This is a genomic window from Actinoplanes sp. CA-252034, assembly GCF_050956125.1.
Taxonomy (GTDB): Bacteria; Actinomycetota; Actinomycetes; order Mycobacteriales; family Micromonosporaceae; genus Actinoplanes.
Map to the genome: position 1 here is coordinate 4,662,675 of NZ_CP191846.1, position 24,750 is coordinate 4,687,424.

A 24,750-nucleotide genomic window follows, 5' to 3' on the forward strand; every position below is an offset into this window, starting at 1 on the left:
GGTGGATTGGTCGTTCGGGCGCCGACCTCGATCACCGTCCGGTGAGGGTGCTCAGGCGACGGTGACACTGATCGTGTGCCAGCCGGTCGCGCCGTCCGGGAACGGGGTGGCCCGCGTCTCGGGCTGGACCGTCCCGTCGCTGTCGGTGGCGCGCACGGCCAGCGAGTGGGGTCCGCCGGTCGCCCGCCAGCTGAAACGCCATTGCGTCCAGGTGTCGGCCGAGGCGGTGGGAAGCAGCTCGGCCGCCGCCCACGGGCCGCCGTCGACACTGACCTCCACGGCGGCGATGCCGCGCCGCTGGGCCCAGGCGACACCGGCGACGGTCACCGTTCCGGCCGGCATCCGGTCGAACGGTTTCGGCTTGTCGATGCGCGAGGCGGTCTTCACGGTGCCCTGCGAACCCCAGCCCCGTTTCACCCAGTAGGCGTCGAACTGATCGAAAGTGGTCAACTCCAGCTCGGTCACCCACTTGCAGGCGCCCGCGTAGCCGTACAGGCCGGGGGTCAGCATCCGCACCGGGAAGCCGTGCTCCAGAGGAAGCGGCTCGCCGTTCATGCCGACGGCGAGCATCGTGTCGCGGCCGTCGAGGGTGGTCGCGACAGGCGTGCCGATCGTCATCCCCTCGACCGAGCGGGCCACGATCTGGTCCGCTCCGCTGCGCACGCCGGCCTCCCGCAGCAGGGCGGCCAGGGGCACCCCGAGCCACCGGGCTGTACCGATGTAGGGGCCGCCGACCTCGTTGGACACGCAGTTGAGGGTGATGTCGCGCTCGATCAGCGGCCGTCGCAGCAGATCCGCGAACGACCACTCGATCTCCCGGTCGACCATCCCGTGGATCCGTAGCCGCCACGTCGACGGATCGATGCTCGGCACGTTCAGCGCGGTGTCGACGCGGTAGAACGTACCTCCGGGTGTGATGAAATCGGAGGTGACGCCGGTCGGCAGTGGCGGAGCCGGATCGGCCGCCGCCGGCAGCCGGACCGCTTCCCGGGACCTGCCGGCCGCGTTCTGCCGCTGACCGGAAACGGCCAGTCCAGCGGCTTGCATCGCCCCGGCCCCGGCCGCCAGCAGCGACAGGCGGAGAACCAACCGTCGATCAACACCATCATCGGGTACGGCCGCCGCCGCGCCCCGTCGTCGCAGCAGCCACCACAGCGCCAGACCGGCCAGCACCGCGGCGAGCAGGGCCGGAACCGCGTCCAGCACGGTCGCGGCCGGCCGGGACAGCGCGGCGGCCACCCCGACCGTGCCGAGCACGCCCGTGCCGACCGGAATCGCGGACCGCCGCCGCGTCGCCACGACACCGGTGACCGCGGCCAGGCCGGCCACGACGACGCCGATCACGGCCAACAGCACCGGCTTGTCGCTGGTGCCCAGCTCGCGTACGGCGAGCTCCTTCACCACCGTGGGTGTCGCGTCGATGACCGCGCCGCCCACCATGACCAACGGGCCGGCCCCGGGCCGGATCGCGGCCGCGAGAAGTTCCGCGGCCGCGATCCCGGAGCCCGCCGCGACGATCCCACTGATCGCCCCGCGCAGACGGTGACCCATCAGCTCTTCGGCATCAGCACGGAGTCGATGATGTACACGGTGGCGTTCGCCGTCTGCACGTTGCCGCAGACCACCGACGCCGTACCGCCGACCTTGAAGCTCTCGCCGCTGCCGGTGACCGTCACCTCGCCGCCCTGCAGCGTCTTGTGGGTGCCGGCCAGATCCGCCGGGGTCAGCTTTCCGGGAACCACGTGGTAGGTCAGTACGCCGGCCAGGGCCTTCTTGTCGGCGAGGACCTTGTCCAGGTCGACCTTCGGGATCTTGCCGAAGGCGTCGTTGGTCGGGGCGAAGACGGTGATCCCGTCGGCGGAGTTCAGCGAGTCCACCAGGCCGGCCTTCTTCACCGCGGTGACCAGCGTGGACAGCAGCGGGTTGCCGGAGGCGGCGGTGGCCACCGGGACCTTGCCCATCGCCTCGAAGCTGCCGGCATCGGTCGGGTCGGTCGGCACCGCCGCACAGCCCGGACCGAAGTTGACCATGTCGGTCGTCATGCTCGGCGTCATGCTCGGGGCCATGCTGGTCGCCGCGGTGGTCGGCATCGGAGCCGCCGACCCGGTGTCGGCGCCGTTGTCACCGGAGTCACTCCCGCAGGCAGTGAGGGAGATCGCAAAGACCGTCGCGGCGGCCAGGGCGGTGAGCTTCGTTGCACGCATGATGCGTTCCTCTCATTTCGGTACCTTCACCCTTGATTCGGAGCGAACCGCGCGCCGGATTGGTGGGATCTCAGATTGTTTTCACGCCGGCCACCGTCACCGTCGGCGCCGGCGATCCACCGGGCGGCTCCACCGAGACACCGACCGCGGACGCCGCCGACATGCCCGCGACCACCGTCACGACCGAGGTCTGACCGACCGCGAGGACACTCTCCGACACGGGGGTTCCGGAGCGAACCGTCCACAGCTGGAACACCCGGCCGTCCGCCGGCGCCGCGTCCGCGGCCATCAGGATCACCCCGGAGTCACGCAACCGTGAGAACGCCACGGTGACCTTGCCGCCGCCGGTCAACGGCTGATCCCGCAGCACCACATCGGGCGCCGCCAGGATGTCGCGCACCTCGGCCTCACGCGCACCCGCGGCCTCGGCCACCGAACGCTGATCGCGGACCCGCTGCTCCTGAACGGTGAAGACAGCCGTGCCCGTACCGGCGGCGACGACCACCGCGGCGGCCGCGGCGACCCACCGCGACCTCGCCGGCTGCCGCGACCGACGGGACGGCTCCGCCGGCACCTGGCGCGTGGTCGCGACCGCGGCCAGGACGTCGTCGCGCAGCCGTGGCGGCGGCACCGACCAGGCGCCGTCCGCCAGGCGTGCCGTGGCCTCCCGCAACTCGGCGGCATCGCTCCGGCACGAGTCGCACTCCCGCAGGTGACGATCGACGGCGGCCCGTTCCAGGTCGTCGACGGCGTCCAGCACATACGCGCCGACCAGCGAGTGAACGTCGGCGGTCATGCCGTCACCTCCACACTCAGGCAATCGCGCAACCGGATCAGACCGTCACGCATCCGGGTCTTCACCGTGCCCAATGGCGTCTTCAACAGCTCCGCGACCTGCGGATAGGAGTGCCCCTGGTAGTACGCCATGGTGACCACCTGCCGTTGCAGGTCGGTCAGGTCGTCCAGGCAGTTCCGCACCTGCCGGCGCTCGAACCGTTCGGCCACCTCGTCGGCCACCTCGTCGTACGGGGTGTCGATGGCCGCCGCGCCCGCCCTGACCGTCCGTTGCACCGACGCCTGCTCGGCACGGACGCGGTCGACCGCCCGCCGATGGGCGATCGTGAACACCCACGACGTCGCCGATCCGCCACCCGGGTCGAACCGGGCCGCGGTGCGCCACACCTCCACCAGGACCTCCTGGGCCACCTCCTCGGCCTGCGCCGGATCCCGCAGCACCCGCCGGATCAGCCCGTACACCCGTGGCGCCACCAGGTCGTAGAGCCGGGCGAAGGCCTCCTCGTCGCCGCGACCGACCGCCTGTAACAGGTCGCTCGCATCCGCGGGTCCCGTCGGGGCCGGGTCGGGAACCCGGCTCAGATGCTCCGCCCGGCGGCTCGTGCCGTATGGGGCCATCGACAACCATCCCTCGTAGCGCTCGATACCTACGCGGTGATTCGGAGCCGAAGGATCACCGGATGGGTCCGAGCGCCGGGAAGAGGGGGGTGACGGTCTGGCCGTTGGCGAAGGTCGGTTTCGCCGCCGCGGTGACGGTTGCCGACGGTATCGACGCTCTTGAGCGTGGAGCTATTGGCACATTGCCAACAGGCTGTTAATTTCATTCACACGGCGGCCGCCACGCGGACTGCCAGGACCACTCTCACTGTCGGCAGACGATCCACCGTCGCTGCCGAGTGGTGCCCGGGGCGCCGGCCGGCCGTCGCTGCCGGTGATCACCGTGCCTAGTGCGCAGTTGTGTCCCGACGGCTGTGACCGGGAGGTCCGGCCGTACCCCTCGTGTCGATGGGGATTCTCCATGTCCAGATTCGCCGCTCTCGTCGCCGTCATCGTCATCGCTCTCGTGCCCTCCCCGGCCGTCGCCGCCCCACCGGGGCCGGCCCTGGACACCTCACCCGCCGTCCTCGCCGCGGCTCTGCACTGCCCTTCGCCTCTGTCCGGCTCGGTCGGAGCGCCGGTGCTGCTGGTGCACGGCACGAGCAGCACCCCGGACGAGTCGTGGGCCTTCGGCTACGCCCGCGTGCTGCCCGCCCTGGGGCACCCGGTGTGCACCGTGGCGCTACCCGCACGGGGCTGGAACGACATACAGACCTCGGCCGAGTATGTCGTCCACGCCATCCGGGAGATGGCGTCTCGGTCCGGACGGGCCGTCTCGGTCATCGGCCACAGCCAGGGCACCCTGCAGCCACTGTGGGCACTGCGCTTCTGGCCCGACATCGCCGGGCTCGTGGACGACTACGTCGGTCTCGCGCCGCCGCTGCAGGGAACGGTGCCCGCGATCGGGGTGTGCCGCCTTCCGGGACGCTGCCCCGAGGCGGTGTGGCAGTTCCGCACCGGCTCCGACTTCATTCGCGCGCTCAACAGTGCTCCACTGCCGACCGGCCCGTCCTACACGGCCGTCGCCACCCTGTTCGACGAGTTGGTGGTGCCGCAACCCGCCGCCAGCCGGCTGCCCGGTGTCACCACCGCCGTGGTGCAGAGCATCTGCCCCGGCCGGGTGGTCGAACACGTCGGCCTGCTCGGCGACGCGGTGGCCTACGCGCTGACGATCGACGCCCTGGGTCATCCGGGACCGGCTGATACGCGGCGAGTGCACCGTTCGGTGTGCTGGAGGGCCCTCATGCCCGGCATCGACACCGGCGCCTATCTGGCCGCCCTGCCGGTCTTCGTGGCCAACTTCGCCAGCAGTGCTCTGACCGCCACCTGGGTCGCCGCCGAACCTGAGCTGCGCCCCTACGCCGGTCTCGCCGGGCCCGCCGGACAGCGAGGCGACTGAGCGCGGTCGCCCTTGCTTAAGTCGCTGAAGATAGTCGGGGGCAGGGCGGCGGGCAAGGCCACGGGGCGATTTTGTATCCATGGGCTGCTTGGGCAAAGAATTCGGCATCGTCGATGTGAGCGCGCTTGACCACTTAGTTAAATAATTTTAGATTCCCCGGCATCCCCGTACGTGGATGACGACCCCCGCCATCCTCAGTCGACCGCACTCCCCGATGCGGTCCGGAAGGAGATCCCCCATGAGACGCCTCCCGGCGTTGCTCCTGGCCGTACTGACGGCCGTGCTGCTCGCCCCCGCCCCCGCCCGGGCCGCCGACCGCGGCTCCTACACCGTCTTCGGACTCGGCAGCCGCAAACAGGCAGTGCTCAACAACGGCGGCACCGTGCTCGACCTGGCCATCGCCATGCTCGAGACGGACCGGATGACCACCGACTACACCTACGGTGACGGCAAGACCGGAGACGCCGCGAACTTCGGCATCTTCAAACAGAACTGGCACATGATCCGCCAGTCGGTGTCGCAGTACCGCGGCTACGGCGCGAACGAGTGGAACGCCGGCGCCGCCCTCAACAGCAACCTCAGCTGGGATGTCCAGGTCCGCCGCGCGGCACAGGGCAAGTGGGGCGAGTACACCTGGTTCGCTGGTCACCGCAACGGCCAGACCGGCCTGAACAACCCGAACACCCAGGACATCGCCAACTACCGCAACGCCGTGTACTGGATCCGCGACCAGATCAACTCCAACTCCCGCTACCGCACCGACGACACCCGCTTCTGGGTGAACGTGCCGCCGATCTGACCTCGCGGCCCGGGCAGATCTCCCATCGAACGGTGTCGATGTACCCGAAATCTGTGGATACAGGAGTTGGAGGACGGATGCGAACAAGAACACGTATCACCACACTCGCCGGTGCCACTCTGGTGGTCGCCGCGGCCGGATCGGTGATCGCCACGAACGCTCAGGCGGCCGCCGGTTGCCGCGTCGCGTACACCATCACGAGCTCATGGCAGGGCGGCTTCGGCGCGGACGTGGCGATCACGAACCTCGGTGATCCCATCAACGGCTGGAACCTCACCTTCACCTTCCCGTCGGGCCAGACCGTCAGCCAGATGTGGAACGGCAGCCACACCCAGACAGGAGCAGCGGTCACGGTTCGCAATGTCGCCTACAACGCGGCCGTCGCCACGAACGCGACGACAGGCTTCGGCTTCAACGGCACCGGATCAGCGGCGACACCCACCGGCTTCGCCCTCAACGGCACCGCGTGCACCGGCACCGTGCCCAACCCGCCCACCAGTTCACCGGCCACCCCGCCCGGCGGCACCTGTACGGTCGCGCCCGTCGATCCGCAGGCCACCCCGGCGGCCCGCCGCCTGCTCTGCTACCTCTACAGCCAGTACGGCAACCACATCCTCAGCGGGCAGCAGGAGTCCACCTGGATCGGCGGCCCGGACTACGAGATCAACCACATCCAGCAGAACACCGGGAAGTACCCCGCCATCAGGGGCCTCGACATGGGAGATTCCCCCGACTTCGGCGCCCGCGCCGCTGCCTGGTGGAACGCCGGCGGCATCCCCATGGTCGGTTACCACATGGGCTCACCGGCACTCGACGCCGACGGCTACGACAGCTCGCGCCAACGAGCCGACATCTCCGCCGCGCTCACCGCGGGCACCGCCGACAACCGGCGACTCAACCAGCGCCTCGACGCCGTCGCCGCGCAACTCAACCGGGTCTCCGGCGGTGCGGTGATCTTCCGCCCGTTCCACGAGGCGGGCGGCACCTGGTTCTGGTGGAGCATGGAGGGCGGCGCCCAGTACAACAGGCTCTGGCAGTACACCTTCAACTATCTGACGAAAACCAGAGGACTGCACCACCTCGTCTGGCTGCACGGGTACAACGGGCAGCCGAACTCCGCGTTCTACCCGGGACGGCAGTGGGTCGACGTCGGAGGCGCCGACACCTACGCCGGAGACGGCAACTACGACCCTCAATTGGCCATGTACAACGCCTCGCGCGGAATCTACGGCACCAGCCTGCCGATCGCGCTGCACGAGAACGGCCCGATCCCCGACCCCGGCCGACTGCAATCGACCGGCGCTCGATGGGTGCTGTTCGCAACGTGGCACGGCAACCATCTGACCGTCAGCAATTCCCTGAGCCACCTGCGCACCGTGTACGGGCACAGCTACGTCGTCACGCGCGACGAGCTACCGAACCTCCGCGGCTGAGTGATGGAGGGGCCTGGCGGGTGCCGGAGCGTTCGACACCCGCCAGGCCCCGTTGCCACCATCGTTGTCAGGGCGGCTGCCGGCGGTCCCCGTCGGTGGGGTGCGGACGGCTACGGACGTGGGGCGCTGGTCACTCTGTCTCGGCCGTTGGCCTTCGACTCGTACAACAGCATGTCGGCCTCTCGCAGCATGTCGGCCACGGTGCCGTGGCCACGGGAGGAGTCGCTGATGCCGATGCTGGTCGTCACCGGCAGGTCACCGGTGATCGGGTGCCAATCGTGTTGTCGGATCGCCTGCCGCAGAGCGGACATCTCCGCGGCGGCGGCGACTCCGTCGACCCCGGGCATCACCAGTAGGAACTCCTCGCCACCCAGGCGAGCGCCGAAGGCTCCGTCGAGCGTCTGGGCGCGGGCCGTGATCAGATCGGCCACTGTTCGCAGCACCTTGTCGCCCGCCTCGTGGGAGCACGTGTCGTTGATGCGCTTGAAGTGGTCGAGGTCCAGGACGGCGACGGAGAGCGAGGTGCCGGTCTCGGCGGTGCGGTGCAGCAGCAGCGGTAGCTCGGTGTCGACGAACCGCCGGTTGTAGAGGCCGGTGAGCGGATCCCGTACGGCGAGCTGACGCGCCAGTTCACCGGCCTGACGTGCTTCCTCCGTCTCGTACATCACCTGCAGGACACGGGCTCGCGCATCGCGCTGGGCGGAGTGCAGCCGCATCGACGCTGCGTGGAAGGCCTTGTGGGTCGTGAAGGCCTCCTCGAACAGGCCGGCCACGCCGAGCAACTCCGCTTTCAGCTGCTGTGCTTCGAGACCTACGGAGGCGAGACCGCGCTGCTCGCACAGTGCCCGGCAGCGGTCGAGGGCTGCGTTCGCCTGAACGAGATCGCCGGCCATGCGGTACGCCTCGGCGAGCGTCACCAGGCAGCTGGCGACCGAGTTCGCTTCCTCGTACTGGTTGTCGAACTCCTCGTTCGAGGAGTGAAGCAGCGTGATGGCCTCGGCGTGGCGGCCCGTGGCCAGCCACACCTTGGCGATGGTGTCCCGGCTGCTGTCGTCGAGAGGGAACCCGTGATGGTCGATGAGCGCCAGAAGGCGGTCCGCCGCCTCGGTGGCCGCCCCGAGCTCACCGGCCTGACACTCGGTGTAGGCGAGGTTGTTCAGGATGATCAGCCTCGCGTGGACCTCGGGCAACGCGATGGCCAGTCGCTCGGCCTCCGCGTAGCGATCCCTGGCCGCGGCAAAGTCACCGGCGTCGCCGTACGCGTCGGCCAGCGCCATGGTGCACCGGGCCCGCAGCATCGGGGATGCTTCCGGAACGATCGCGTTGACGGACTCCATGGCCCGCACGGCATGCTCCAGCATGCTGGTGGCGTCACCGAGCTGACCGAAGAGGATCGCCAACTGCCAGTGGCTGAGGGTCAACAGATGCGGGTGTGAGTGGGTCGCGGCCCACGCCTGAACGTCGTGCAGGATGCGCCCGGCAGCCGCAAGATCACCCTGGCGGCCCAGCATGTCGGCCTCGATCACCCGGGTCCGCTGGTACAGATCGAGCCGGTCGACGCCCTGCGCCTGGTGTTGGAGCTCACGGATCCGGACGATTCCGTCGACGGGATCGCAGTCCTGCCGAGGCCGCCCCTCGATCGCCTCGATCTCGGCCGCCAACTGCTCTTCCGTAGCCTCAGCCCCGCCGAGCCCCGCCCGTACCACCATGTCGCTCCCATCGGCGGGCTTTCGCCGTTCATGACGATTCCGGGCGCATGCCGCCGACCTGCACGCCCGAATCGGGCCGCGCGGCCGCCGGCCGCTCATCCCGGGAGTACGCAACCAGGTTGTCAATCGCCGCGTGCTGCACTACGGTCGTCGTGTGGAGGACCTCACCGGCGCCCGGTTCGCGCGGCTCCTGCTGGGCGCGTTCGATGCGATGGCCGCCGAGGTGCGTGCCGAGCTCACCCGGGCCGGGCACCCCGGCCTGACCGTCGCCAACGAACTGGCCATGCAGGCCATCGACGCCGGTGCGGACAGCGCCTCCGACCTCGGGCGGGCGATCGGCGTCAGTCGCCAGGCCGCGGCCAAGACGATCGCCTCCCTCGAAGCGCTCGGATATGTCGCCCGTGCCGCCGACGCAGCGGACGGCCGGCGCAAACAGCTCGCCGTGACCGATCTCGGCCGCGAGGCCGTCGCGGTCGGCGCCGCTGCCTTCGACGCGATCTACGAGCGCTGGAAGGCCACGCAAGGAGCCGAACGGGTGGCGACGGTCGTCAAGGCGCTCGACGCGCTGGCGCTCGACGCGCTGGCGCTCGACGCGCTGGCGCTCGACGCGCTGGCGCGCTGATTCGGCGCCGACTCGATGGCGGCGATCTCCTCGACACCCGACCCGGGAAGGAATGATCGACATGGCGTACGGGGTGGTACTGCGGCCGGACGTGGAGACCTCACGCTCCCTGGTCGACCTCTCACACGCGATCGGCGACGGTCACGAGCCGCTGATGCTGCTGGGGGAGAACGCGCCACCGCATGTCTCCGTCCTGCACGTCGAGTGTGCCGAGGACCGGACGGCCGGAATCATCGCGGCGACGGTTCCGCACCGCGGCCGGGTCTTCCCGGCGACGATCATCGGACTGCTCTACTCGGTCGTCCCGCCCGGTGATCACTATGTCCCGACCGGCGGCTACTACTTCGGCCTGGAGGTCATCCGCAGCCCCGCGCTGGACGACCTCCACCAGCAGTTCCTACGGCTCGGGCATCAGCCCTTGGGCCTGGTCGGCGACGACTACCGTCCGCACATCACCCTCGGCATGACCGCCGCGCCACCATCGCGGCCGCCGCTGTCGAAGGTCCCCACCGGAGTCGTCAACCTGACGATGACCAGCGGTCCGGTCGGCCCCTTCGGAACATTCCCGGACCTCCGCGGGTGACGCCTGCCAGGATCTCGGGAAGCCGTCGAGGGATCACCAGTCGTGGATCGTCCCGTCGGGCAGACGGTTGACCGGCAGATAGGCGCGCCTGTACGGATGCGCCGCCGCCAGGTCCTCGTCCAGCTCCACGCCGAGGCCGGGTTCCGAACCCGGGTGCAGATGGCCGTCGGCGAACACGTACCCGTGCCGGAAGACCTCGTTCGTCAGCGCCGTGTGCCCGGAGTACTCCTGGATGCCGAAGTTGTGGATCGCCAGGTCCAGGTGGATCGCGGCGGCCATACCGACCGGCGAGATGTCCTCCGGCCCGTGGATCGCGCTCTTGATCTGCCGGGTCGCGGCGTAGTCGAAGAGCTTGCGCAGCGGCGTCACCCCGCCGAAGTGGGTGACCGCCGAGCGCACGTAGTCGATGAGCTGCTCGTCGATGAGCGTCTGATAGTCGAAGACGGTGTTGAACACCTCGCCGATCGCCAACGGGACGCTCGTGTGCTGGCGGACCATGCGCAAGGCCCGCTGGTCCTCGGCCGGAGTGCAGTCCTCGAGCCAGAACAGGTCGAAGCGCTCGATCTCCCTGCCCAGGCGGGCGGCCTGCTGTGGGGTGAGACGGTGGTGGGCGTCGTGCAGCAGCGGCAGGTCCGGGCCGAACTCGTGGCGCACCGCCTCCAGGACCTTGGGCAGGTGCCGCAGGTACGCGCCGGTGTCCCAGTCCTCGACCACCGGCAGCGCCGCCGCGTCGACGCGCTGCCCGTCGACCACCTCGGCGATCGCCGTCCCGGCGTGCACACCGTAGACGGTCCGCAGGCCGGGGACGCCACTCTGGACGCGGATGCTCTGGTATCCCTCGGCCAGCCGCGCCCGGACCGAGTCGAGCAGCTCCGGGATGTCCCGGCCGTTCGCATGCCCGTAGGTGCGGACCCGCTCCCGGGACGCGCCGCCGAGCAACTGGTAGAGGGGCAGCCCACACACCTTGGCCTTGATGTCCCAGAGCGCGACGTCGACCGCCGCGATCGCGGCCATGCTCACCGGCCCGCGCCGCCAGTAGGCGCCGCGGTACAGCGTCTGCCAGGTGTCCTCGATGCGATGCGGGTCGAGACCGATCAGCAGGGGTACGACGTGGTCCCGCAGGTAGGACACGACCGACAGCTCACGGCCGTTGAGGGTGGCGTCGCCGAGCCCGGTCACACCCTCGTCCGTGGTGATCTTCAACGTGACGAAGTTGCGTCCCGGACTGGTCACGATGACCCGGGCGTCGACGATCTTCATGTGAGGGTGGTCCCTTTCAACCTCTGGCACCGGCGAGACCGCCGTGAGTGGCACCGACGCTACTGCCCGGTGACCCCGCCGGCACCGGCGACCGTCCGTCAGTCCGTCGCGGGGTGCCACAGCTGAGCGGACGTGGTCGCGCAATCGGCGATGCCGATCACCCGGCCGTTCACCCACGAGAACGGCTTCAGCGCCAGGCACGAGTCACCCCACGGCGTGGTGTTGACCAGCACCTGGTTACCGAAGGCGTCGGCCGGCAGCCAGCGCCAGGCCTGCTGACCGTCCGTGGAGTTGCAGGGCTCCTGCGTGACGTTCGTCGTGCCCCAGACGGCGGCCAGGCACATGTTGCTGTTGAGGTTGGAGTACTGGACGTAGCCACCACCGAGATCGTTGTGGTTCCACCGTCGATGCGTGGCGGTTCCGCAGGCCCACTGCTGGATGCGTGCTCCCCGGCGGGTGGACGCGTCAGCGACCTGCACGCACAGCTTGGAGACGCTGTTGACGATCATCACGCCGCTCGCCATGAGCGACGGCGCCGCGCGCCGGGTGGCCTGGGCGGGGTTGGCGAGCGCGGTCACGGCTACGACGGCTGCAGCGAAGACCGCTGCCGTCCGGAGACAGGTTCTCATGGTCGCGGTGCCGTCCTTCGGTCGTCGGGAAACGGAGCCACCGGACCCGGCCGGTGACAGGAGTCAGCTTCGGCCCTCGGCCCGACACCGCGCCGTGGCGCTGGCCCGCCAGGACGAGAGGGAAACCCGCCAGGGCCGCCGTGGCCCTACCGGTCCATCAGCCGCAGATTGCCGTCCTCCTCGGCGACCGTCACGGACACGTGGGTGGCCGCGGCTGCTTGACGGCATTCGTGATCGCCTCGCAGGCGACGAAGCTATGTGGAGCGTGACGATCACGCGGTGCAATGGGCATTCGGGACCGTCGGGGCACACCGCATCCGACATCCACCCGAACGGCCTACGCGCCACCGCCGTGCGGGGCACCCGTGCGCCTCGGCCGGCCGCGTGGTCCGCACGGGAGGGACGGTCACCCGTCCCGCCCGGCACCTCGGCGTCCGCTCAGATCGGGATGTCGTTGTCGGGCGTGACGGTCCGGGCAACGCTGTCCGCCTTCACCCACAGCAGATGCAGGCCGGTCTCGGTGATCGCGGCGGATGCCGATTGCGTCGCGGAGCCGTCCGGAGCGACGAGGTCGACCAGGCCCCGGGCGGCCATGGCCCGCAGCTCCCGGGTCAGCGCGACGGCGGCCATGCCGGTCCGTTGCCGCAGTTCATCGAAGGGGGTACGGTCATCGCGCTCCAGGACGGCCAGGATCCGCAGCTCTCTGTCGCGGAGCACCTGGGTGAACAACTCCAGGAACAGTCTGGCGTTGTGCCGGGACCGCGCCGACAGCGAAAGATCCGAGCGATCGGCCATGGCCAGCCGGAGCCGATAGGTGAGCCCGGCCGGAAGCCGTCCACCGTCCACGTCGGTGACGTCGCCGCGGAACGGGCTGAGCAGCCGGTACACCGTACGTACGAGTCGGGCCGAGTGAATGTCGCCGAGCGGCAGCTCGTGAGAGAGCTCGTACCGGCCCCGGGTGCGGCGCCACACTGTCAGCGACACCGTCGACAGCGCCAGCGTGACCGGGCCGGGCGGGGCGAGCGCGTCGGACATCCGCCGAGCCGTGCAGGAGCACCGGCCCGTCTCGCGGCGCGGATGCAGAGACTCCACGGCGCTGACCGGGAGCACCGCGAGACAGATCTCCGCCGTGCGGCGCTCCCGCTGCAAGGCCTGTCGCACCCGTCGTAGCCGGTGACGTTCACCGACCTCGCCGATATTCAGGCGCCTTCCCGGATCAGTCGCCGGAGCAGGCGGATGGGCGACGCCGGACGCGGAGTGCGGGGTTGCACCTTCCGTAGCGGCATGTGATCCAGTGGACCCACGTCCCGATCCCTGGAGAGAGGTCCCTGCTCATGCCTTCGTCCTTTCTCCCACCCCGCCGGGTCAAGATCGGTGACGCGGCGGCCTTCGTGGGCATCACGCCACGGGCGATTCGCCATTACCACGACATCGGCCTGCTCCCGGAGCCCGAGAGGGGCGGTGACGGCCGGCGTCGCTACGGGTACGAGGACATGATCCGTCTGCTGTGGATCCGCAAGATGGCCGACGCCGGGATCGCCCTGGACGACATCCGTGACGCCTTCACCACCGGCATGGCCTTCGCCGGTGCGGACAGCGGAGACGGTGTCGCGGGGATCCTGGAGCGGTTGGAGGAGACCCTCGCCGAACAGGAGGCGGAGTTGCGGCGGCAACGGGCCGCCGTGCAGCGGATGCGCGCCGACGGCAGCCGGATGGGCCTGCTCTCCGACTTCGTCACCGAACGCCTCAAGAGCCTGCCCGACGGCTCCCTGCGCCAGGCGGACCTGGACACTCTGCTGGTCACGGAGCGGATCTTCGGCCCGCTCGGCGCGGCCGTCCAGGCCACCCGCTTCGTCGCCCTGGCCACGCACCCCTCTCTGCGGGAGGCCTCCGACCGCGTCGACGACGCCGAGGAGGCACTCGACGACAGCGTCGCCGTCGATGATCCCCGGGTGGCCCGGGTGGCCGTCGAGCGGCACGCCTTCGAGAGCGCCCTGCAGGCCTTCATCGAGGAGTCCGGCCTGGACAAGGACGACGACGCCCTCTTCGACGCCTGGGACACTCTGCACCCGCCTCCCGCCGACGACGAGGCGGGCCTCAGCTCCGGTAGACGGGAGGCCGGCTCCATGAGCGCGGTCCAGGCCATCGGCAAGATGCCCTACGACTTCTCCCCGGCCCGCCTGCGCTGCCTGGAACTGACCGGCGAGATGTACGCCCAGGACCCACCCGATTCCTTAGACGCCGACGCGCAGTCGGCCGGGCCGGGCAGCGGAGGCCGGCGCCGGGCCGGCGATCACCAGCGCGCTGGTCGGTAGTAGTGCGGCGGTCGCGAGCAGGCGGAGGGCTTGCGGATCACCATGGGTCCTTCCCGGTGGCCTGCCGGTCGGCCAGGTCGCGGGCGGCACGTCGGCGTACGGGGCTGAAGGGATCCGGCGGGCTGCCGGTGACCGTGCCGCCGAGCCGGCCGGCGGTGCGGGCTAGGACCCGGTCGTGGGGTGACGTGGTGATGCGGAACAGCCCCTCACAGGGGTCGTCCCGGTCGTCGCCACCCCAGCGGACCGTGCCGGCGCAGTCGGCCAGGATGTCGCGCACCACGGCCAGCTCGTGCGGGAACAACCCGCCGCGGGCGCCGGCCGGAAACCGGTGCGGGTGGACCACCAGCGCGGTCCCCGAGCGGGACGGTCGGACGTCGCCGAGGCCGACGGGGGCGATCTCGTAGTGGAAACGGCGCACCACGTGCAGCAGGACGGTCGCCGTCGCCCCGGGAAGCAGGGCCACCGAGGCGTCGGAGCCCTCCACCACGAACGTGGTCAGGCGCGGAGGCGGTGCCGCGACGGCGGGCAGGGGCGCCACCGTCACCGCGGCGGCGGCACCCAGACCGCCGAGGAGAATACGTCGAGAGGGGGCCATGGGGGTTCGCTCCTCGGTTCGGCGGCAGCGGTGCGGTTCGGCAGCGGTACGGGCGGGTCAGCCCTCGGCGAGCAGGCGCAGGGTCTCCGCCCAGCCCTCGAGGAACGGGTCGAGCTTGTCGGCCGGCATGTCCGCCGGCATCAGGCAGTTCCAGCCGCCGGTGCTGCGGATCGCCGCCGCGCACAGGAGGGCGAGATCCTCGTCGTCGTAGTTGCTGGTCAGCATGTTGCGGGCGACGGTGACCGTACGCCCTGGATCGCCGCCGAAACGGCCGTGGAAGCGGATGAAGCGGCCGGTCGTGCCGTTGGTGAGCCGGGAGCGGAGCACGTCGTTGATCCGGCCGCCGTAGAGACGCAGCTGGGAGCCGACGAAGTGCCCGTCGGCGTCTTCGATGAGGTCGCTGAGCGGGAACGACGATGCCACGTCGACCTTGGCCAGCCGGTCCCGGCAGAAGGCGTAGCCGGACGCGTACGAGTCGGCGTTGTTGCGCCACTCGCCGTAGAACGTCGCCAGGTCACCGCCCCAGCCGGAGAAGTCCCCTCGGGTGGGCACGTCGCTGAAGCCGCCGCCGACCAGGAACTCGCCGTTCGCGGTCGCGCCGAGGTGGTCGGCGTTGATGGTGACGCCGAACTGCGGATCCCGGAACGTCGGCAACCGGCTCGGCCCGTTGTCCTCGGCCCACGCGATCCAGGCGCGGTCGACATCGCCCATCAGCAACTGGAATCCGGTGTAGAGATCGACGTAGGTGGGATAGCGCAGGAACTCCATGACGCGCAGGTTCGGGTCGCCGACGCCGTACGCGACCGCCGTCTCATAGAGGTCGTCGATGTAGCGCAGGAAGACCTCGATGGTCGAGTAGTCGTCGCCGACGTTGCCCACGCCCGGGTCGCTGAACGGCCGGTGCACCACCCGGTCCAGCGGGAACGCGTCGCCGTTCGCGTTGAACGAGATCTCCTTGATCTGGTTGAACGACCAGTTGCCCGGCAGCGGGAAACCGAGGTTGCCGGAGAAGCCGTAGGACATGCCGGAGACGAAGGAGAAGCGGGTGTACGCCTGCGAGGTGACCCGAGTGCACACGTTGCGGGACCCGTACACGCCGGCGACGTAACGCCGGCCCATCTCGGCCAGTGCCGCCTGCACGCCGTGGAAGTACGGCAGGATGTTGCTGTCGATCTGGTCGTCGGTGGCGTCGAAGTCGACCGCGAAGTAGATCACGGTGCCCCGGTTGAAGCCGTGACCGACAGCCCGCTCGTGCGCCCGCTTCCCGTGCAGGTACCCGGTGGAGTAGGTGAAGTTGTCGATGCTGCGGCCGTCGTACTGCGAGATCGGGAACACGCGCAGGCCACCGGTGAAGATGTCGGCCAGCTCGCCGGGCTTGATCTGCTTGTCCAGCGCGTCCGGGGATGCCGAGGCGTTCTCCAGGTACCGTCCGACGACGGTGAAGTTCGCCGCCCGCAGGGCCTGCGCCCGGGCCAGGGTGATGCGCTGGCTGGTGTCACAGGCCGTGGCCGTACGGTCCGGGTCGCCGGTGGACACCAGCAGCTGCGCCCAGGTGGGGTAGTCGCCCCTGCCGTACGGCGGGTTCAGTGCCGAGAACATCTGGAAGGCGCGGACGTACTGTTCGAGGGCGCCGTCCCAGCCGGACTTGAACACCGTGCTCGTGTTGTCGACCGTGCCGTTGAAGACGCAGGCGGCGCTGAACAGCCGTACCCAGATCTGCGGTGATCCCGGCCCGACGGTGTTGCGCCGCAGGCTGTCGCGGGTCGCCGGGCCGAAACTGCCGGTGGCCTGGGCGTCGGGGATCCCGCTCTCGTACTGGATGGCCTTCATCAGGGCGGTCTGCACGTCCCGGGAGAAGTGCCCGTCACAGGGCCCGATGAAGAACGTCGACCGGTTGCGGTAGCGCTCGTTGAGCCACTGCTGGATGGTGCGGATCTCGGCGCTACCACCGGAGAGCAGCACGTACGCGTCCATGTTGAGGATCGCCTTGAACCATTTCGCCGTGATGTCGTTGAAGCCGGTGGCCCCGATGGCGTTGGTCTGCAACTCCCGGACGGCGTTCTGCGTGTAGATGCCGTACGTCCCGGTCGTCGTGTCGCCGGCGTAGTAGCCCTTGCAGAACAACCCGTGCTGGGCGATCTTGACGATGTTGGTGTTCGGGAAGCCGGGGCCGATCGGCCCGCGCTGTTCCAGCCGGGCCAGCGTGGTCGGGCCGAAGCTGTCGGACAGGGCGGTGATGCCGAGCTCGTGCTGAAGGCCACGGGTGAGCGAGTACATCGTCGCCCATCCGGTACGGCCGGTCTCGGCACAGGGGACGTAGCCGGGGACCGCCCGGTAGGTGGCGTTCACCCATTGCTGCGCTTCCAGGACCCTCGGATCAGCCATGCCGCCGAGTGTGATGGCGCCCGCTACACACTTCCTACACATCACCCGCGGGCCTGCCCTGAGCCGGCCCGGCCCGCGACGCCGGCCGACCGGCGTCGCGGGAGGGACCGTGCTCGTTATCGCATCGCTCCGCCGTGTCGGAGATAGTGCAGGTCGCACAGCAGTTCCGAGAGGATCACGGGATCCAGGGCCGCGAAGCTCTCCGCCCCGGAGAGGCGCGCGTCACGGAAGGTCTGCACAGGATCCTCGTTCGGGAACTGGACGCTGATCCCCGGGTCGAGGGGAAAGGTCAGTCCGCCCCGGCCCGGCAGGTGGCACTCCACGGTGTCCTGGATGCCCGCGTCCATCGGAGCGCTCCGCAACCACCATCCGCGCCGTTCCAGCTTCAGTAGGCGGTCGACCGCGACGTTCGCCCCGACGAACTCGGTCAGTCGCTGCTGGGCGGCCTGTTCCGCGGTGAACCGCCGTACCGGCCGTTGGAGCTGCGGGAACGGCTGGAGGATCTCGTAGTCGACGAACAACCGCGTCCAGGTGGTCAGGTCCGACTCGATGTGCAGCGGGTGCGCGACACCGATCGAGGACTCGTCGGCCAGGGTGAGCTCCTTGTCGTCGACGTCCGCCGGGCTGCCGTCCTCGGCCACCCGGAACGCGGTGCCCACCGCCCCCTCCGCGGTGAACGTCGCCCACACCAGGCGCGACACCACGTGCCGCATCAGCGGGTGCTCCACGAGCAGCCGCCGAAACTCGTCGGCGGTCCACCGCCGCTGAACCACCATCGCCGTCTCCAGCCGGTGGATCAGGCCCGCGGCCACCGTGCGGACGTCCTTCTTCAGCCCGGCCAACGTCTTGTAGGCCGCCGGGGCGAGCGTCTCGTCGTCTCGGGCCCCGGGCTTGGGCAGGTCCTTGCGCCGCATGCCGTCGTCGTCCACCACGTAGGGCCTGAGCTGCTCGTCGAAGCCCACCACGAAGCGGCGCGGTCCGTAGTCGAGGGTGAGCCGGCCCTGAGCGTCCAACCCGAAGTCGGGCACCAGCCGGTCGGCCAGCTGCTCGGCGGTGAGGCCCAACTCCCCGGCGACGACGTCGATCCTCTCCTGCGCGGCATACTTCAGCCCGGCGAACCTCACCTTCTGCGCGATGCCGTGCAGATGCATGAGCGCCACCTCGGAGCCGATCTCCCGGAGCACGTCGAGCCCGGTCACGGCCCGAGCGTGACCGCCTTCGCCGGGCCAGGCGCGGATGATCGGGGCGAGCCGGCGGACCGTGTCGTCGTCACCGGTCAGCGCCAGCGCCTCCAGAGCCCAGCTCTGCTTCGACGGGCGTCCGGCCGACTCCCAGCTCTGGAACAGCGACCAGCCGAACTCAGCCAGCGAGGCCCGGTCCAGGGTCTCCCGCACGATCGCGACGCCCGGATACGGCGTGCCGATGCGGGACAACGCCAGCATGGTGCACAGGTGCCGTACGGCAGTCGCCGGCAACGCATGGCGGCGATCAAGCAGGAGGACCGGGGCGTGGGCCGCGACGTCCTCGGCCCACGCCGGCAGGTCCGGCATCCGCTTCGGCAGGATCTCGACCGGGTCGATCGACAGCAGCGCGTCCACGGCGGTGGCGGCGGCGGGGCCGTAGGCGACCGCGGCATCGCGGACGACGGCCTCGTGACCCGCCGCGGCCGCCGTGCGCAGCGCCTGCTCAGCGGCGCGGCGTGCCGCACCGGCCGGACCGGCCGCGGCGGGCACCAGCTCGCGGGCCGCCGACTCCGGGTGCCGGCGCAGCCAGGACACCGCGATCCGCCGCACCGACTTCCCGCCGCCCAGCCATTCCGCCATCAGGGTGGCCACGTCGAGGCCTTCGGCGGGAAGCAGCAGGGGGCCGTAGAGGTCCGCCTGGTCCGTGCGGCGGGCGCAGTGCACCAGCACCGGCACGGCGTCCACGTCGAAGCGGGCGAGCAGGCGGGGCATGGTCCACCTCGGGGACCAGAAGCCCGCCGGCCGCCAGCGAGCCAGGAACTCGTCCGTCATCGAGCGCGGCGCTTCGATGAAGAACCTCTCCTCATCGGCCGGATGCTGCTTGCGTCCCTCGCGCAGGTTGGCCGCCGTACGCTCCCAGTGCTCCGGGCCGCTCAGTGGTGCGTCCTTCGCGAACTGCGCCAGTTCCGCCTCACGCTCGCCGGGAAGCCGGCACACCCGGGTCACGTCCGGCGGGGTGAGGCCGTCGACCACGATCGGCTTGTCCACCGTGCGCGCCCTGGTCCACGGCGGCGTCGCCAGCAGCGGATGCAGCAGCTCTGCCGGTGCGGACGGCAGTGTGGACAGCGACGCGAGGATCGGCTCGATCTGTCGGCGGGAGGCCTCCGGCAGCACGGGCAGCGCCGCGCGTGCGATCTCCGGGTTCGCGGTGACGCGGCGGTGCAGCAGCTCGGTGATGCGCCGGTGGCTGCCCGGGGCATCGGCCGCGAGCCCTAGCAGACGCAGGGCACGCACCGGGAACCGTTCCGCGGCCTCCAGCAGCGCGGGTTCCGTCAGGTCGTCGTCGGCGTGGCTGACCAGCGCCTCGAACGCCTCGTCGGTGGGAATCAGCGTCAGGCCGTTGAACACCGCACGCCGCTCCTCGGAGTAACCTTTCCTACCCACCAACTCGAGTAGACGCGCCCCCACCATCGGCCCGATCACATCGAGGACCGTGGCCAGCAGTCCGAGCGACGGCGCCATGTCGAAGGCGCGGACGCGGTGGCTGATCCGCTCCCACTCCTGCGGGGTGGACACCACGAACGCGGCCAGCGAGTCGTCGCGCAGCTCTGCCGGACAGTCTTCGCCGAGCCAGCCGGGCTCGGTGGGGAGCAGGAACGCCGCAAGCATGTGCTGCTTCGTGGACCGGTAGGCCTCGATCGCCTGCCGAGCCCGCGCGTATGCCGCATCGTCGGCGACGGCGAGGCGGGCCCGGACGCGCTCCGCCGCCAGCCGCCACGGGGCGCCCAGCCAGTAGGAGATGCGCTCATTGCGGCCGAGGTGGCCGCCGCGTCCGTTCTGCAGACCGCTCAACTCCAGGACCGCCTGCGCCGCGAAGTCGAGCCCGTGCGCCGCGATCCACCCGTCGGCGACCGCCGCTTTGACGTGCTGATGGGCGAAGACGTCCCAGGACGCCCACGCGGTCGCCGCCGCGCCGAGTGGGGTGATCCGGCTCCCGTCGAGGAACGCACGGGCGGCGGCCACCAGATCCGGTTCGCTGCGGCCGTCCGCCAGCACCCGTTCACGGTGACCGCGTGCCTCCGCCAGGATGTCGTCGGCCTTGGCCACCGCGCCGGCCAGCGAGGGCGGCCGGGTGCCCGGCCGTCCGCCACGCCGCGGCCGGATCCTGCGCACCCACGCGTCGGGAAGGACGAACGTGTCCTCGTCCGGAAGCTCGACCGGCTCGTCCTGCACCGGCTCGTCCTGCACCGGCTCGTCCTGTGCCGGCCCGGCCTCGCGTGCGGAACGGGCTGCCGCGGGCGGTGCGGCCGGGTCGGCGGCGGAGGTCACCTCCAGGTATCCCTTCCCGGCCTTCTCCGCGATCAGGCCGGCCACGTGCAGGCTCGCCGCCTCCTCGGTGGCGAGCTCTTTCGTCCGCGTCTGCCCGGCGGTGCCGACGCGTCCGAACCGGACCGTGACGGCGGCACCCTCCTGCGACACCTGCCAGAACTTCGCGGACCCCGCGCTCCGGTGCTCGAAACTGCGCACCCTGTCTCCCCAGCTCGATGGATGATGGGCGGCACAGTATCGATGGGTTACGACAAAACAGATCCGGCCCGCACCGCGAGAGTCGATGTGGTGTCCACGATGCTCGGACGAGCCCGCGCAGGTCACCTGCGAACGGCGGTCTGGCGTTCACGTCACGTTCGCAGGGCGTTGCCTAGCGTCGCGGTATGGGGATGCTCAGTGCCGTACGGATGAGGGTGCCGGCTCTGCTGATCGGTGTGCTGGTGGCCGGGGCGGCGGGCTGTGCCGTCGAGGAGAGACCGGTGCCGGCGCAGTGCGACGCGACGCTGGACGCGGTGTTCGCGGCGTGGGCGCGGGCCGGGTTCAGCGGCGCGGTCGCCGTGTCGACCGGCGGACGGTTCGACTGCCTGGCAGGGTACGGCGTGGCCGACGACACCACCGGCGCCCGCAACAGCGCCGACACGGTGTTCAGCCTCGGTTCGGTGAGCAAGGTGCTCACCGCCACCGCGATCCTGCAACTCGCCGAGGCCGGGAGACTGTCCCTCGACGACCGGGTCGGCGAGCTGGTGCCGGCGGTCACCGGCCCGGCGGCCGAGGCGACGGTGCGTCACCTGTTGCTGCACACCAGCGGGATCGACGGCTCGATCGGCGCCGACGACGAGCCCCTCGACCGGGCCGGCGCGATCGCCGCGATCAACAGGCTCGAGCCCGCGTTTCCGCCCGGCACCGACGACGCGTACTCCAACGCCGGCTACACGTTGCTCGCGATCATCATCGACACCGTTTCCGGGAAGTCGTACCGGGACTACACACTCCAGCACGTCCTCACCCTTCCCGGCGGCGTCGCCGGCGGCTTCTGGCACGGGCGGCCGGCTGCTGCCGGGCCCGTCGCCGCCGGGTATCTCGACGACGGCGAACCCGGCCGGTCGAACGACTTCGCCGGTCCCTATTGGACGACCGAGGGCAACGGCTCACTGGCGATGACCACCGAGGAGCTGGCCACGTGGACCTACGCGCTGTTCAAGGGCGGGCCGGCCGGGCTCGCGGGTGAGCCGGGACATGCGGTGGGGGAGGGGCGGTCGCACACGCTGGGCGGCTGGATGGCCTTCGACGCCTCGGTCTACGGCCTGCCGATCGTGGCCGCCGCCGGCGGAGGAGGCGACGTCGGCCACGACACGGCGGTCGTCTGGATCCCCGGGCGCGACCGGGTGATCGCCCTGTCGTCCAACCGGGCGGTGCTCACCGCCGAGGAGCTCCTGGCGGCGACGCTGCCGGCGCTGGTGGCCGGCGACCCGCTACCGGTACCGACCGCGTCGTCCGGCGGCGGCGACCCGGCCGCGCTCGCCGGACGATACCGCCTCGACACGGGCGGATCGTTCCAGGTCACGGTCGCCGACGGCCGGGCGCGGATCGCGGCGAACGGCGCCGACGCGGTGGGTGTGCTCTTCCCGCCGCGGGGCCGGTTCACCGCCGCGGATCTGCGACGACATGAGGAGCGGGTGCTGGGCATGCTCGCCGGAGGCACCCGGGAGGGTCGCGAGGAACGCGAGGCGGTGGCGGACCGGTTCGGGCCGGTCACGGCGGTCACCGGTGGCGGCACCGTCGTGGCCGACGGGGAGATGCGGACGTACGTCACGATGACCACTCGCGACGGTCCGCAGCTGGGCTGGTACGCGGTCGACGAGCACAGCACCATCGAGGGGGCGGAACTGCCGACCGTGCCCCCGGCTCTGACGCTGGCACCGGTCGGGGCGGACAGGTACCGGCCGGACGATCCAGCCGGGACCGGGCCACTGGTGACGCTCGACTTCGACGGTGGACGGGTGACCGTCACCGGGGCGGCGGGGACGGCGACGGCACAGCGGCCGGGGTGAGGCGGGAGTGCTCCGCCCGTACCCCCGAGGGAATTCGATCTTGAAGAGGGAGTCTGTCATGCGTGTCCTGCTGGTCGAGGACGACCCGGACCTGGCCGACATCGTCGCGCTCGGCCTGCGCAACGAGGCGTATGCCGTGGATGTGGCCGGGACCTACGCCGGCGCCGAGGAGTTGCTGGGCGTGACCGATTACGACGTGGCGTGCCTGGATCTCGGCCTGCCGGACGGGGACGGCCTGACTCTGCTGCGGCGCTGCGCCGACGACCCGGTGCTGCGCCGGCCCAGGCGCTGCCTGGTGCTGACCGCCCGGGACGCGGTGGCCGACCGCGTCGCCGGCCTCGACGCCGGCGCGGACGACTACCTGGTCAAGCCGTTCCACTTCGACGAGCTGGTGGCGCGGCTGCGGGCGCTGAGCCGTCGCGAGGACGGCGCCGGGTCGACTTTGCGGGTGGGTGAGCTGACGCTCGATCTCGCCACCCACCGGGTCTGGCGGGCGGCGACACTGCTCGACCTGACCGCCCGGGAGTTCTCGTTGCTGCGCTACTTCATGCACCATCCGGGGGAGGTCCTGCCGGCTGAGGCGCTGCTCGAGCACGTGTGGGATGCCAACGTCAACCCGTTCACCTCGTCGGTGCGGGTGATCCTGAGCCGGCTGCGGCGCAAGCTCGGTGACCCACCGCTGATCGTCACGGTCACCAACGCCGGCTACCGGCTGCAGTCGCCGTGACGTCGCTGCGCGCCCGGTTCACGATCCTGGTCTTCCTGGCCGGCTACCTGCCCGCGCTCGTGCTGTTCGTGGTGGTCGTGATCAGCGACGTCGAGGTCGAGACGACCGCCGACGGCCTCGTCACGACCAGCACCGGGCCACGGTCGCCCTGGGTGGCCTGGACGGTCTTCGTGCTCGCCCCGATGGCCGGCGTGATCGCCTGGGCCCTGGCCGGCTGGGCCGTGCGCGGCCTCGACCGGGTCCGCGCGGTCGCCGAGAACGTGGAAGCGGTCGATCTGAGCCCCCGCGTCGGGCTGGACCGTGGAGCGATCGAGGTCGTCCGGCTCGCGGCGAGCATCGACGCGATGCTCGGCCGGCTGCAGGGGGCGGCCGAGATCCAGCGCCGGCTGATCGAGGAGGCCAGCCACGAACTGCGTACGCCACTGGCGGTGCTGATGGCCAACGCCGAGGTGCTGCTGGCCCACCCCGACCCGACGATCGAGGTGTACCGGGGCGGGCTGCGCAACACCGCCGCCGCGGCCGCGCGCATGCAGGCGACCATCGACGAGCTGCTGGTGGACGCCCGTGGCCGGGCGCGCACGATCGCGCGGCACCCGGCCGACCTGATGGTGGTGGTCCGTGCGGTCGCCGACGAGGTCGCAGTGCTCTCCGCGGCGAAGGCGATCACCCTGTCGGTCACCGGGCCCGAGGTGGCGGAGTGCGCGTTCGACGAGCCCACCGTACGGCGGGCGGTGACGAATCTCGTCGACAACGCCGTGCGGTACGCACCGGCCGGCACCCCGGTCGAGATCGATGTGGACGTGACGCCGTTCGAGGTCGCCGTGGTGGTGACCGATCACGGCGCCGGTATCCCGCCGGCCGAGCAGGAGAGCGTCTTCCAGCGGTTCCGGCGCAGCCGCACCGACGTTGCCGGCACCGGACTCGGCCTGCCGATCGCCGGCCAGGTGGCGCTGGCACACGGTGGCACGCTCACCCTCGCGTCACCCGGCCCGGCCGGTGACGGCTGCGCGTTCCGCCTCACCCTGCTCCGGCAGGCGCCGACGACATAGGCGGCTATCGGTGACACGGCCTACCCGGTGGCGGCTCCGGTCTCGCGGTCCCACAGCCACTCGGTCATCCGGAGGACGGCCTTGTC

At 70.8% G+C, this 24,750-nt stretch carries 20 protein-coding genes; 9 read left to right on the forward strand and 11 right to left on the reverse strand.

The genetic code is table 11. From position 1 onward, the window contains the following. Positions 1 to 51 precede the first annotated feature (51 nt). The 4 genes from ACQPZW_RS21175 to sigK all read right to left on the reverse strand — a co-directional run bounded on the left by ACQPZW_RS21175 (position 52) and on the right by sigK (position 3,617). Positions 52 to 1,551, reverse strand: a complete 1,500-nt coding sequence (locus ACQPZW_RS21175) for a molybdopterin-dependent oxidoreductase (RefSeq protein ID WP_433796645.1) — start codon at positions 1,549 to 1,551, stop codon at positions 52 to 54. Then, positions 1,551 to 2,204: a fasciclin domain-containing protein gene (locus tag ACQPZW_RS21180; protein ID WP_433796646.1), complete on the reverse strand. Its 654-nt coding sequence runs from the start codon at positions 2,202 to 2,204 to the stop codon at positions 1,551 to 1,553. The genes ACQPZW_RS21175 and ACQPZW_RS21180 overlap by 1 nt, the downstream gene beginning before the upstream one ends. Positions 2,205 to 2,274: 70 nt before the next feature. Beyond that, on the reverse strand, positions 2,275 to 3,000 hold the full coding sequence (locus tag ACQPZW_RS21185) for an anti-sigma factor (RefSeq protein ID WP_433796647.1): 726 nt from the start codon (positions 2,998 to 3,000) through the stop codon (positions 2,275 to 2,277). Continuing rightward, a complete protein-coding gene (sigK, locus tag ACQPZW_RS21190; protein WP_433796648.1) occupies positions 2,997 to 3,617 on the reverse strand; it encodes an ECF RNA polymerase sigma factor SigK in 621 nt (206 codons plus the stop codon). The genes ACQPZW_RS21185 and sigK overlap by 4 nt, the downstream gene beginning before the upstream one ends. A 400-nt stretch (positions 3,618 to 4,017) precedes the next feature. Between sigK and ACQPZW_RS21195 the strand changes: the two genes are divergently transcribed. The 3 genes from ACQPZW_RS21195 (at position 4,018) to ACQPZW_RS21205 (ending at position 7,227) form a co-directional block, all read left to right on the forward strand. Further along, positions 4,018 to 4,995: an esterase/lipase family protein gene (locus ACQPZW_RS21195; protein ID WP_433796649.1), complete on the forward strand. Its 978-nt coding sequence runs from the start codon at positions 4,018 to 4,020 to the stop codon at positions 4,993 to 4,995. Positions 4,996 to 5,233: 238 nt separating this feature from the next. Then, positions 5,234 to 5,794 (forward strand): hypothetical protein, encoded by a 561-nt coding sequence (locus ACQPZW_RS21200; RefSeq protein ID WP_433796650.1) that lies wholly within the window; start codon positions 5,234 to 5,236, stop codon positions 5,792 to 5,794. 77 nt (positions 5,795 to 5,871) lie between these two features. Beyond that, positions 5,872 to 7,227, forward strand: a complete 1,356-nt coding sequence (locus ACQPZW_RS21205; RefSeq protein WP_433796651.1) for a glycosyl hydrolase — start codon at positions 5,872 to 5,874, stop codon at positions 7,225 to 7,227. A 110-nt stretch (positions 7,228 to 7,337) separates the two neighbouring features. Here ACQPZW_RS21205 and ACQPZW_RS21210 read toward each other — a convergent pair whose 3' ends face one another. Further along, positions 7,338 to 8,936 carry a tetratricopeptide repeat-containing diguanylate cyclase gene (locus tag ACQPZW_RS21210; RefSeq protein WP_433796652.1) on the reverse strand — a complete coding sequence of 533 codons (1,599 nt, stop codon included), beginning with the start codon at positions 8,934 to 8,936 and terminating at the stop codon, positions 7,338 to 7,340. A gap of 154 nt (positions 8,937 to 9,090) precedes the next feature. Between ACQPZW_RS21210 and ACQPZW_RS21215 the strand changes: the two genes are divergently transcribed. Next, positions 9,091 to 9,558, forward strand: a complete 468-nt coding sequence (locus ACQPZW_RS21215; RefSeq protein WP_433796653.1) for a MarR family transcriptional regulator — start codon at positions 9,091 to 9,093, stop codon at positions 9,556 to 9,558. Positions 9,559 to 9,619: 61 nt separating this feature from the next. Continuing rightward, a complete protein-coding gene (locus ACQPZW_RS21220) occupies positions 9,620 to 10,141 on the forward strand; it encodes a hypothetical protein (RefSeq protein WP_433796654.1) in 522 nt (173 codons plus the stop codon). 33 nt (positions 10,142 to 10,174) lie between these two features. Here the strand turns inward: ACQPZW_RS21220 and manD are convergent, their stop codons facing one another. The 3 genes from manD to ACQPZW_RS21235 all read right to left on the reverse strand — a co-directional run bounded on the left by manD (position 10,175) and on the right by ACQPZW_RS21235 (position 13,191). Further along, positions 10,175 to 11,401, reverse strand: coding sequence for a D-mannonate dehydratase ManD (gene manD, locus ACQPZW_RS21225; RefSeq protein WP_433796655.1), 1,227 nt, complete (start codon positions 11,399 to 11,401; stop codon positions 10,175 to 10,177). 98 nt (positions 11,402 to 11,499) lie between these two features. Further along, positions 11,500 to 12,030 (reverse strand): RICIN domain-containing protein, encoded by a 531-nt coding sequence (locus ACQPZW_RS21230; RefSeq protein WP_433796656.1) that lies wholly within the window; start codon positions 12,028 to 12,030, stop codon positions 11,500 to 11,502. Between the two features lie 438 nt (positions 12,031 to 12,468). After that, entirely contained in the window at positions 12,469 to 13,191 is a 723-nt protein-coding gene (locus ACQPZW_RS21235) for a hypothetical protein (RefSeq protein WP_433796657.1), read from the reverse strand. Positions 13,192 to 13,364: 173 nt separating this feature from the next. Between ACQPZW_RS21235 and ACQPZW_RS21240 the strand changes: the two genes are divergently transcribed. Then, a complete protein-coding gene (locus tag ACQPZW_RS21240) occupies positions 13,365 to 14,345 on the forward strand; it encodes a MerR family transcriptional regulator (RefSeq protein ID WP_433796658.1) in 981 nt (326 codons plus the stop codon). Between the two features lie 37 nt (positions 14,346 to 14,382). Here ACQPZW_RS21240 and ACQPZW_RS21245 read toward each other — a convergent pair whose 3' ends face one another. The 3 genes from ACQPZW_RS21245 to ACQPZW_RS21255 all read right to left on the reverse strand — a co-directional run bounded on the left by ACQPZW_RS21245 (position 14,383) and on the right by ACQPZW_RS21255 (position 21,035). Next, on the reverse strand, positions 14,383 to 14,940 hold the full coding sequence (locus ACQPZW_RS21245) for a hypothetical protein (protein ID WP_433796659.1): 558 nt from the start codon (positions 14,938 to 14,940) through the stop codon (positions 14,383 to 14,385). 57 nt (positions 14,941 to 14,997) lie between these two features. Next, on the reverse strand, positions 14,998 to 17,325 hold the full coding sequence (locus tag ACQPZW_RS21250; protein WP_433796660.1) for a glycoside hydrolase domain-containing protein: 2,328 nt from the start codon (positions 17,323 to 17,325) through the stop codon (positions 14,998 to 15,000). A 116-nt stretch (positions 17,326 to 17,441) separates the two neighbouring features. After that, positions 17,442 to 21,035 (reverse strand): DUF4132 domain-containing protein, encoded by a 3,594-nt coding sequence (locus ACQPZW_RS21255; protein ID WP_433796661.1) that lies wholly within the window; start codon positions 21,033 to 21,035, stop codon positions 17,442 to 17,444. A gap of 185 nt (positions 21,036 to 21,220) precedes the next feature. On the opposite strand from ACQPZW_RS21255, the gene ACQPZW_RS21260 reads away from it, so the two are divergent. From ACQPZW_RS21260 to ACQPZW_RS21270, 3 genes are read left to right on the forward strand one after another with little or no spacing between them, the layout of a single operon-like run. Continuing rightward, on the forward strand, positions 21,221 to 22,888 hold the full coding sequence (locus ACQPZW_RS21260; RefSeq protein WP_433796662.1) for a serine hydrolase domain-containing protein: 1,668 nt from the start codon (positions 21,221 to 21,223) through the stop codon (positions 22,886 to 22,888). Positions 22,889 to 22,946: 58 nt separating this feature from the next. Continuing rightward, on the forward strand, positions 22,947 to 23,615 hold the full coding sequence (locus ACQPZW_RS21265) for a response regulator transcription factor (RefSeq protein ID WP_433796663.1): 669 nt from the start codon (positions 22,947 to 22,949) through the stop codon (positions 23,613 to 23,615). Then, positions 23,612 to 24,664, forward strand: coding sequence for a sensor histidine kinase (locus ACQPZW_RS21270; protein WP_433796664.1), 1,053 nt, complete (start codon positions 23,612 to 23,614; stop codon positions 24,662 to 24,664). Before ACQPZW_RS21265 ends, ACQPZW_RS21270 begins: the two co-directional genes overlap by 4 nt. Positions 24,665 to 24,750: the final 86 nt, after the last annotated feature.

What these genes read in the sequence shown, in the direction of transcription:
- ACQPZW_RS21175 (WP_433796645.1), bottom strand. Translation starts at nt 1,551, where the DNA reads ATGGGTCACCGTCTGCGCGGGGCGATCAGTGGGATCGTCGCGGCGGGC.
- ACQPZW_RS21180 (WP_433796646.1), bottom strand. Translation starts at nt 2,204, where the DNA reads ATGCGTGCAACGAAGCTCACCGCCCTGGCCGCCGCGACGGTCTTTGCG.
- ACQPZW_RS21185 (WP_433796647.1), bottom strand. Translation starts at nt 3,000, where the DNA reads ATGACCGCCGACGTTCACTCGCTGGTCGGCGCGTATGTGCTGGACGCC.
- sigK (WP_433796648.1), bottom strand. Translation starts at nt 3,617, where the DNA reads ATGGCCCCATACGGCACGAGCCGCCGGGCGGAGCATCTGAGCCGGGTT.
- ACQPZW_RS21195 (WP_433796649.1), top strand. Translation starts at nt 4,018, where the DNA reads ATGTCCAGATTCGCCGCTCTCGTCGCCGTCATCGTCATCGCTCTCGTG.
- ACQPZW_RS21200 (WP_433796650.1), top strand. Translation starts at nt 5,234, where the DNA reads ATGAGACGCCTCCCGGCGTTGCTCCTGGCCGTACTGACGGCCGTGCTG.
- ACQPZW_RS21205 (WP_433796651.1), top strand. Translation starts at nt 5,872, where the DNA reads ATGCGAACAAGAACACGTATCACCACACTCGCCGGTGCCACTCTGGTG.
- ACQPZW_RS21210 (WP_433796652.1), bottom strand. Translation starts at nt 8,936, where the DNA reads ATGGTGGTACGGGCGGGGCTCGGCGGGGCTGAGGCTACGGAAGAGCAG.
- ACQPZW_RS21220 (WP_433796654.1), top strand. Translation starts at nt 9,620, where the DNA reads ATGGCGTACGGGGTGGTACTGCGGCCGGACGTGGAGACCTCACGCTCC.
- manD (WP_433796655.1), bottom strand. Translation starts at nt 11,401, where the DNA reads ATGAAGATCGTCGACGCCCGGGTCATCGTGACCAGTCCGGGACGCAAC.
- ACQPZW_RS21230 (WP_433796656.1), bottom strand. Translation starts at nt 12,030, where the DNA reads ATGAGAACCTGTCTCCGGACGGCAGCGGTCTTCGCTGCAGCCGTCGTA.
- ACQPZW_RS21240 (WP_433796658.1), top strand. Translation starts at nt 13,365, where the DNA reads ATGCCTTCGTCCTTTCTCCCACCCCGCCGGGTCAAGATCGGTGACGCG.
- ACQPZW_RS21245 (WP_433796659.1), bottom strand. Translation starts at nt 14,940, where the DNA reads ATGGCCCCCTCTCGACGTATTCTCCTCGGCGGTCTGGGTGCCGCCGCC.
- ACQPZW_RS21250 (WP_433796660.1), bottom strand. Translation starts at nt 17,325, where the DNA reads ATGGCTGATCCGAGGGTCCTGGAAGCGCAGCAATGGGTGAACGCCACC.
- ACQPZW_RS21260 (WP_433796662.1), top strand. Translation starts at nt 21,221, where the DNA reads ATGGGGATGCTCAGTGCCGTACGGATGAGGGTGCCGGCTCTGCTGATC.
- ACQPZW_RS21265 (WP_433796663.1), top strand. Translation starts at nt 22,947, where the DNA reads ATGCGTGTCCTGCTGGTCGAGGACGACCCGGACCTGGCCGACATCGTC.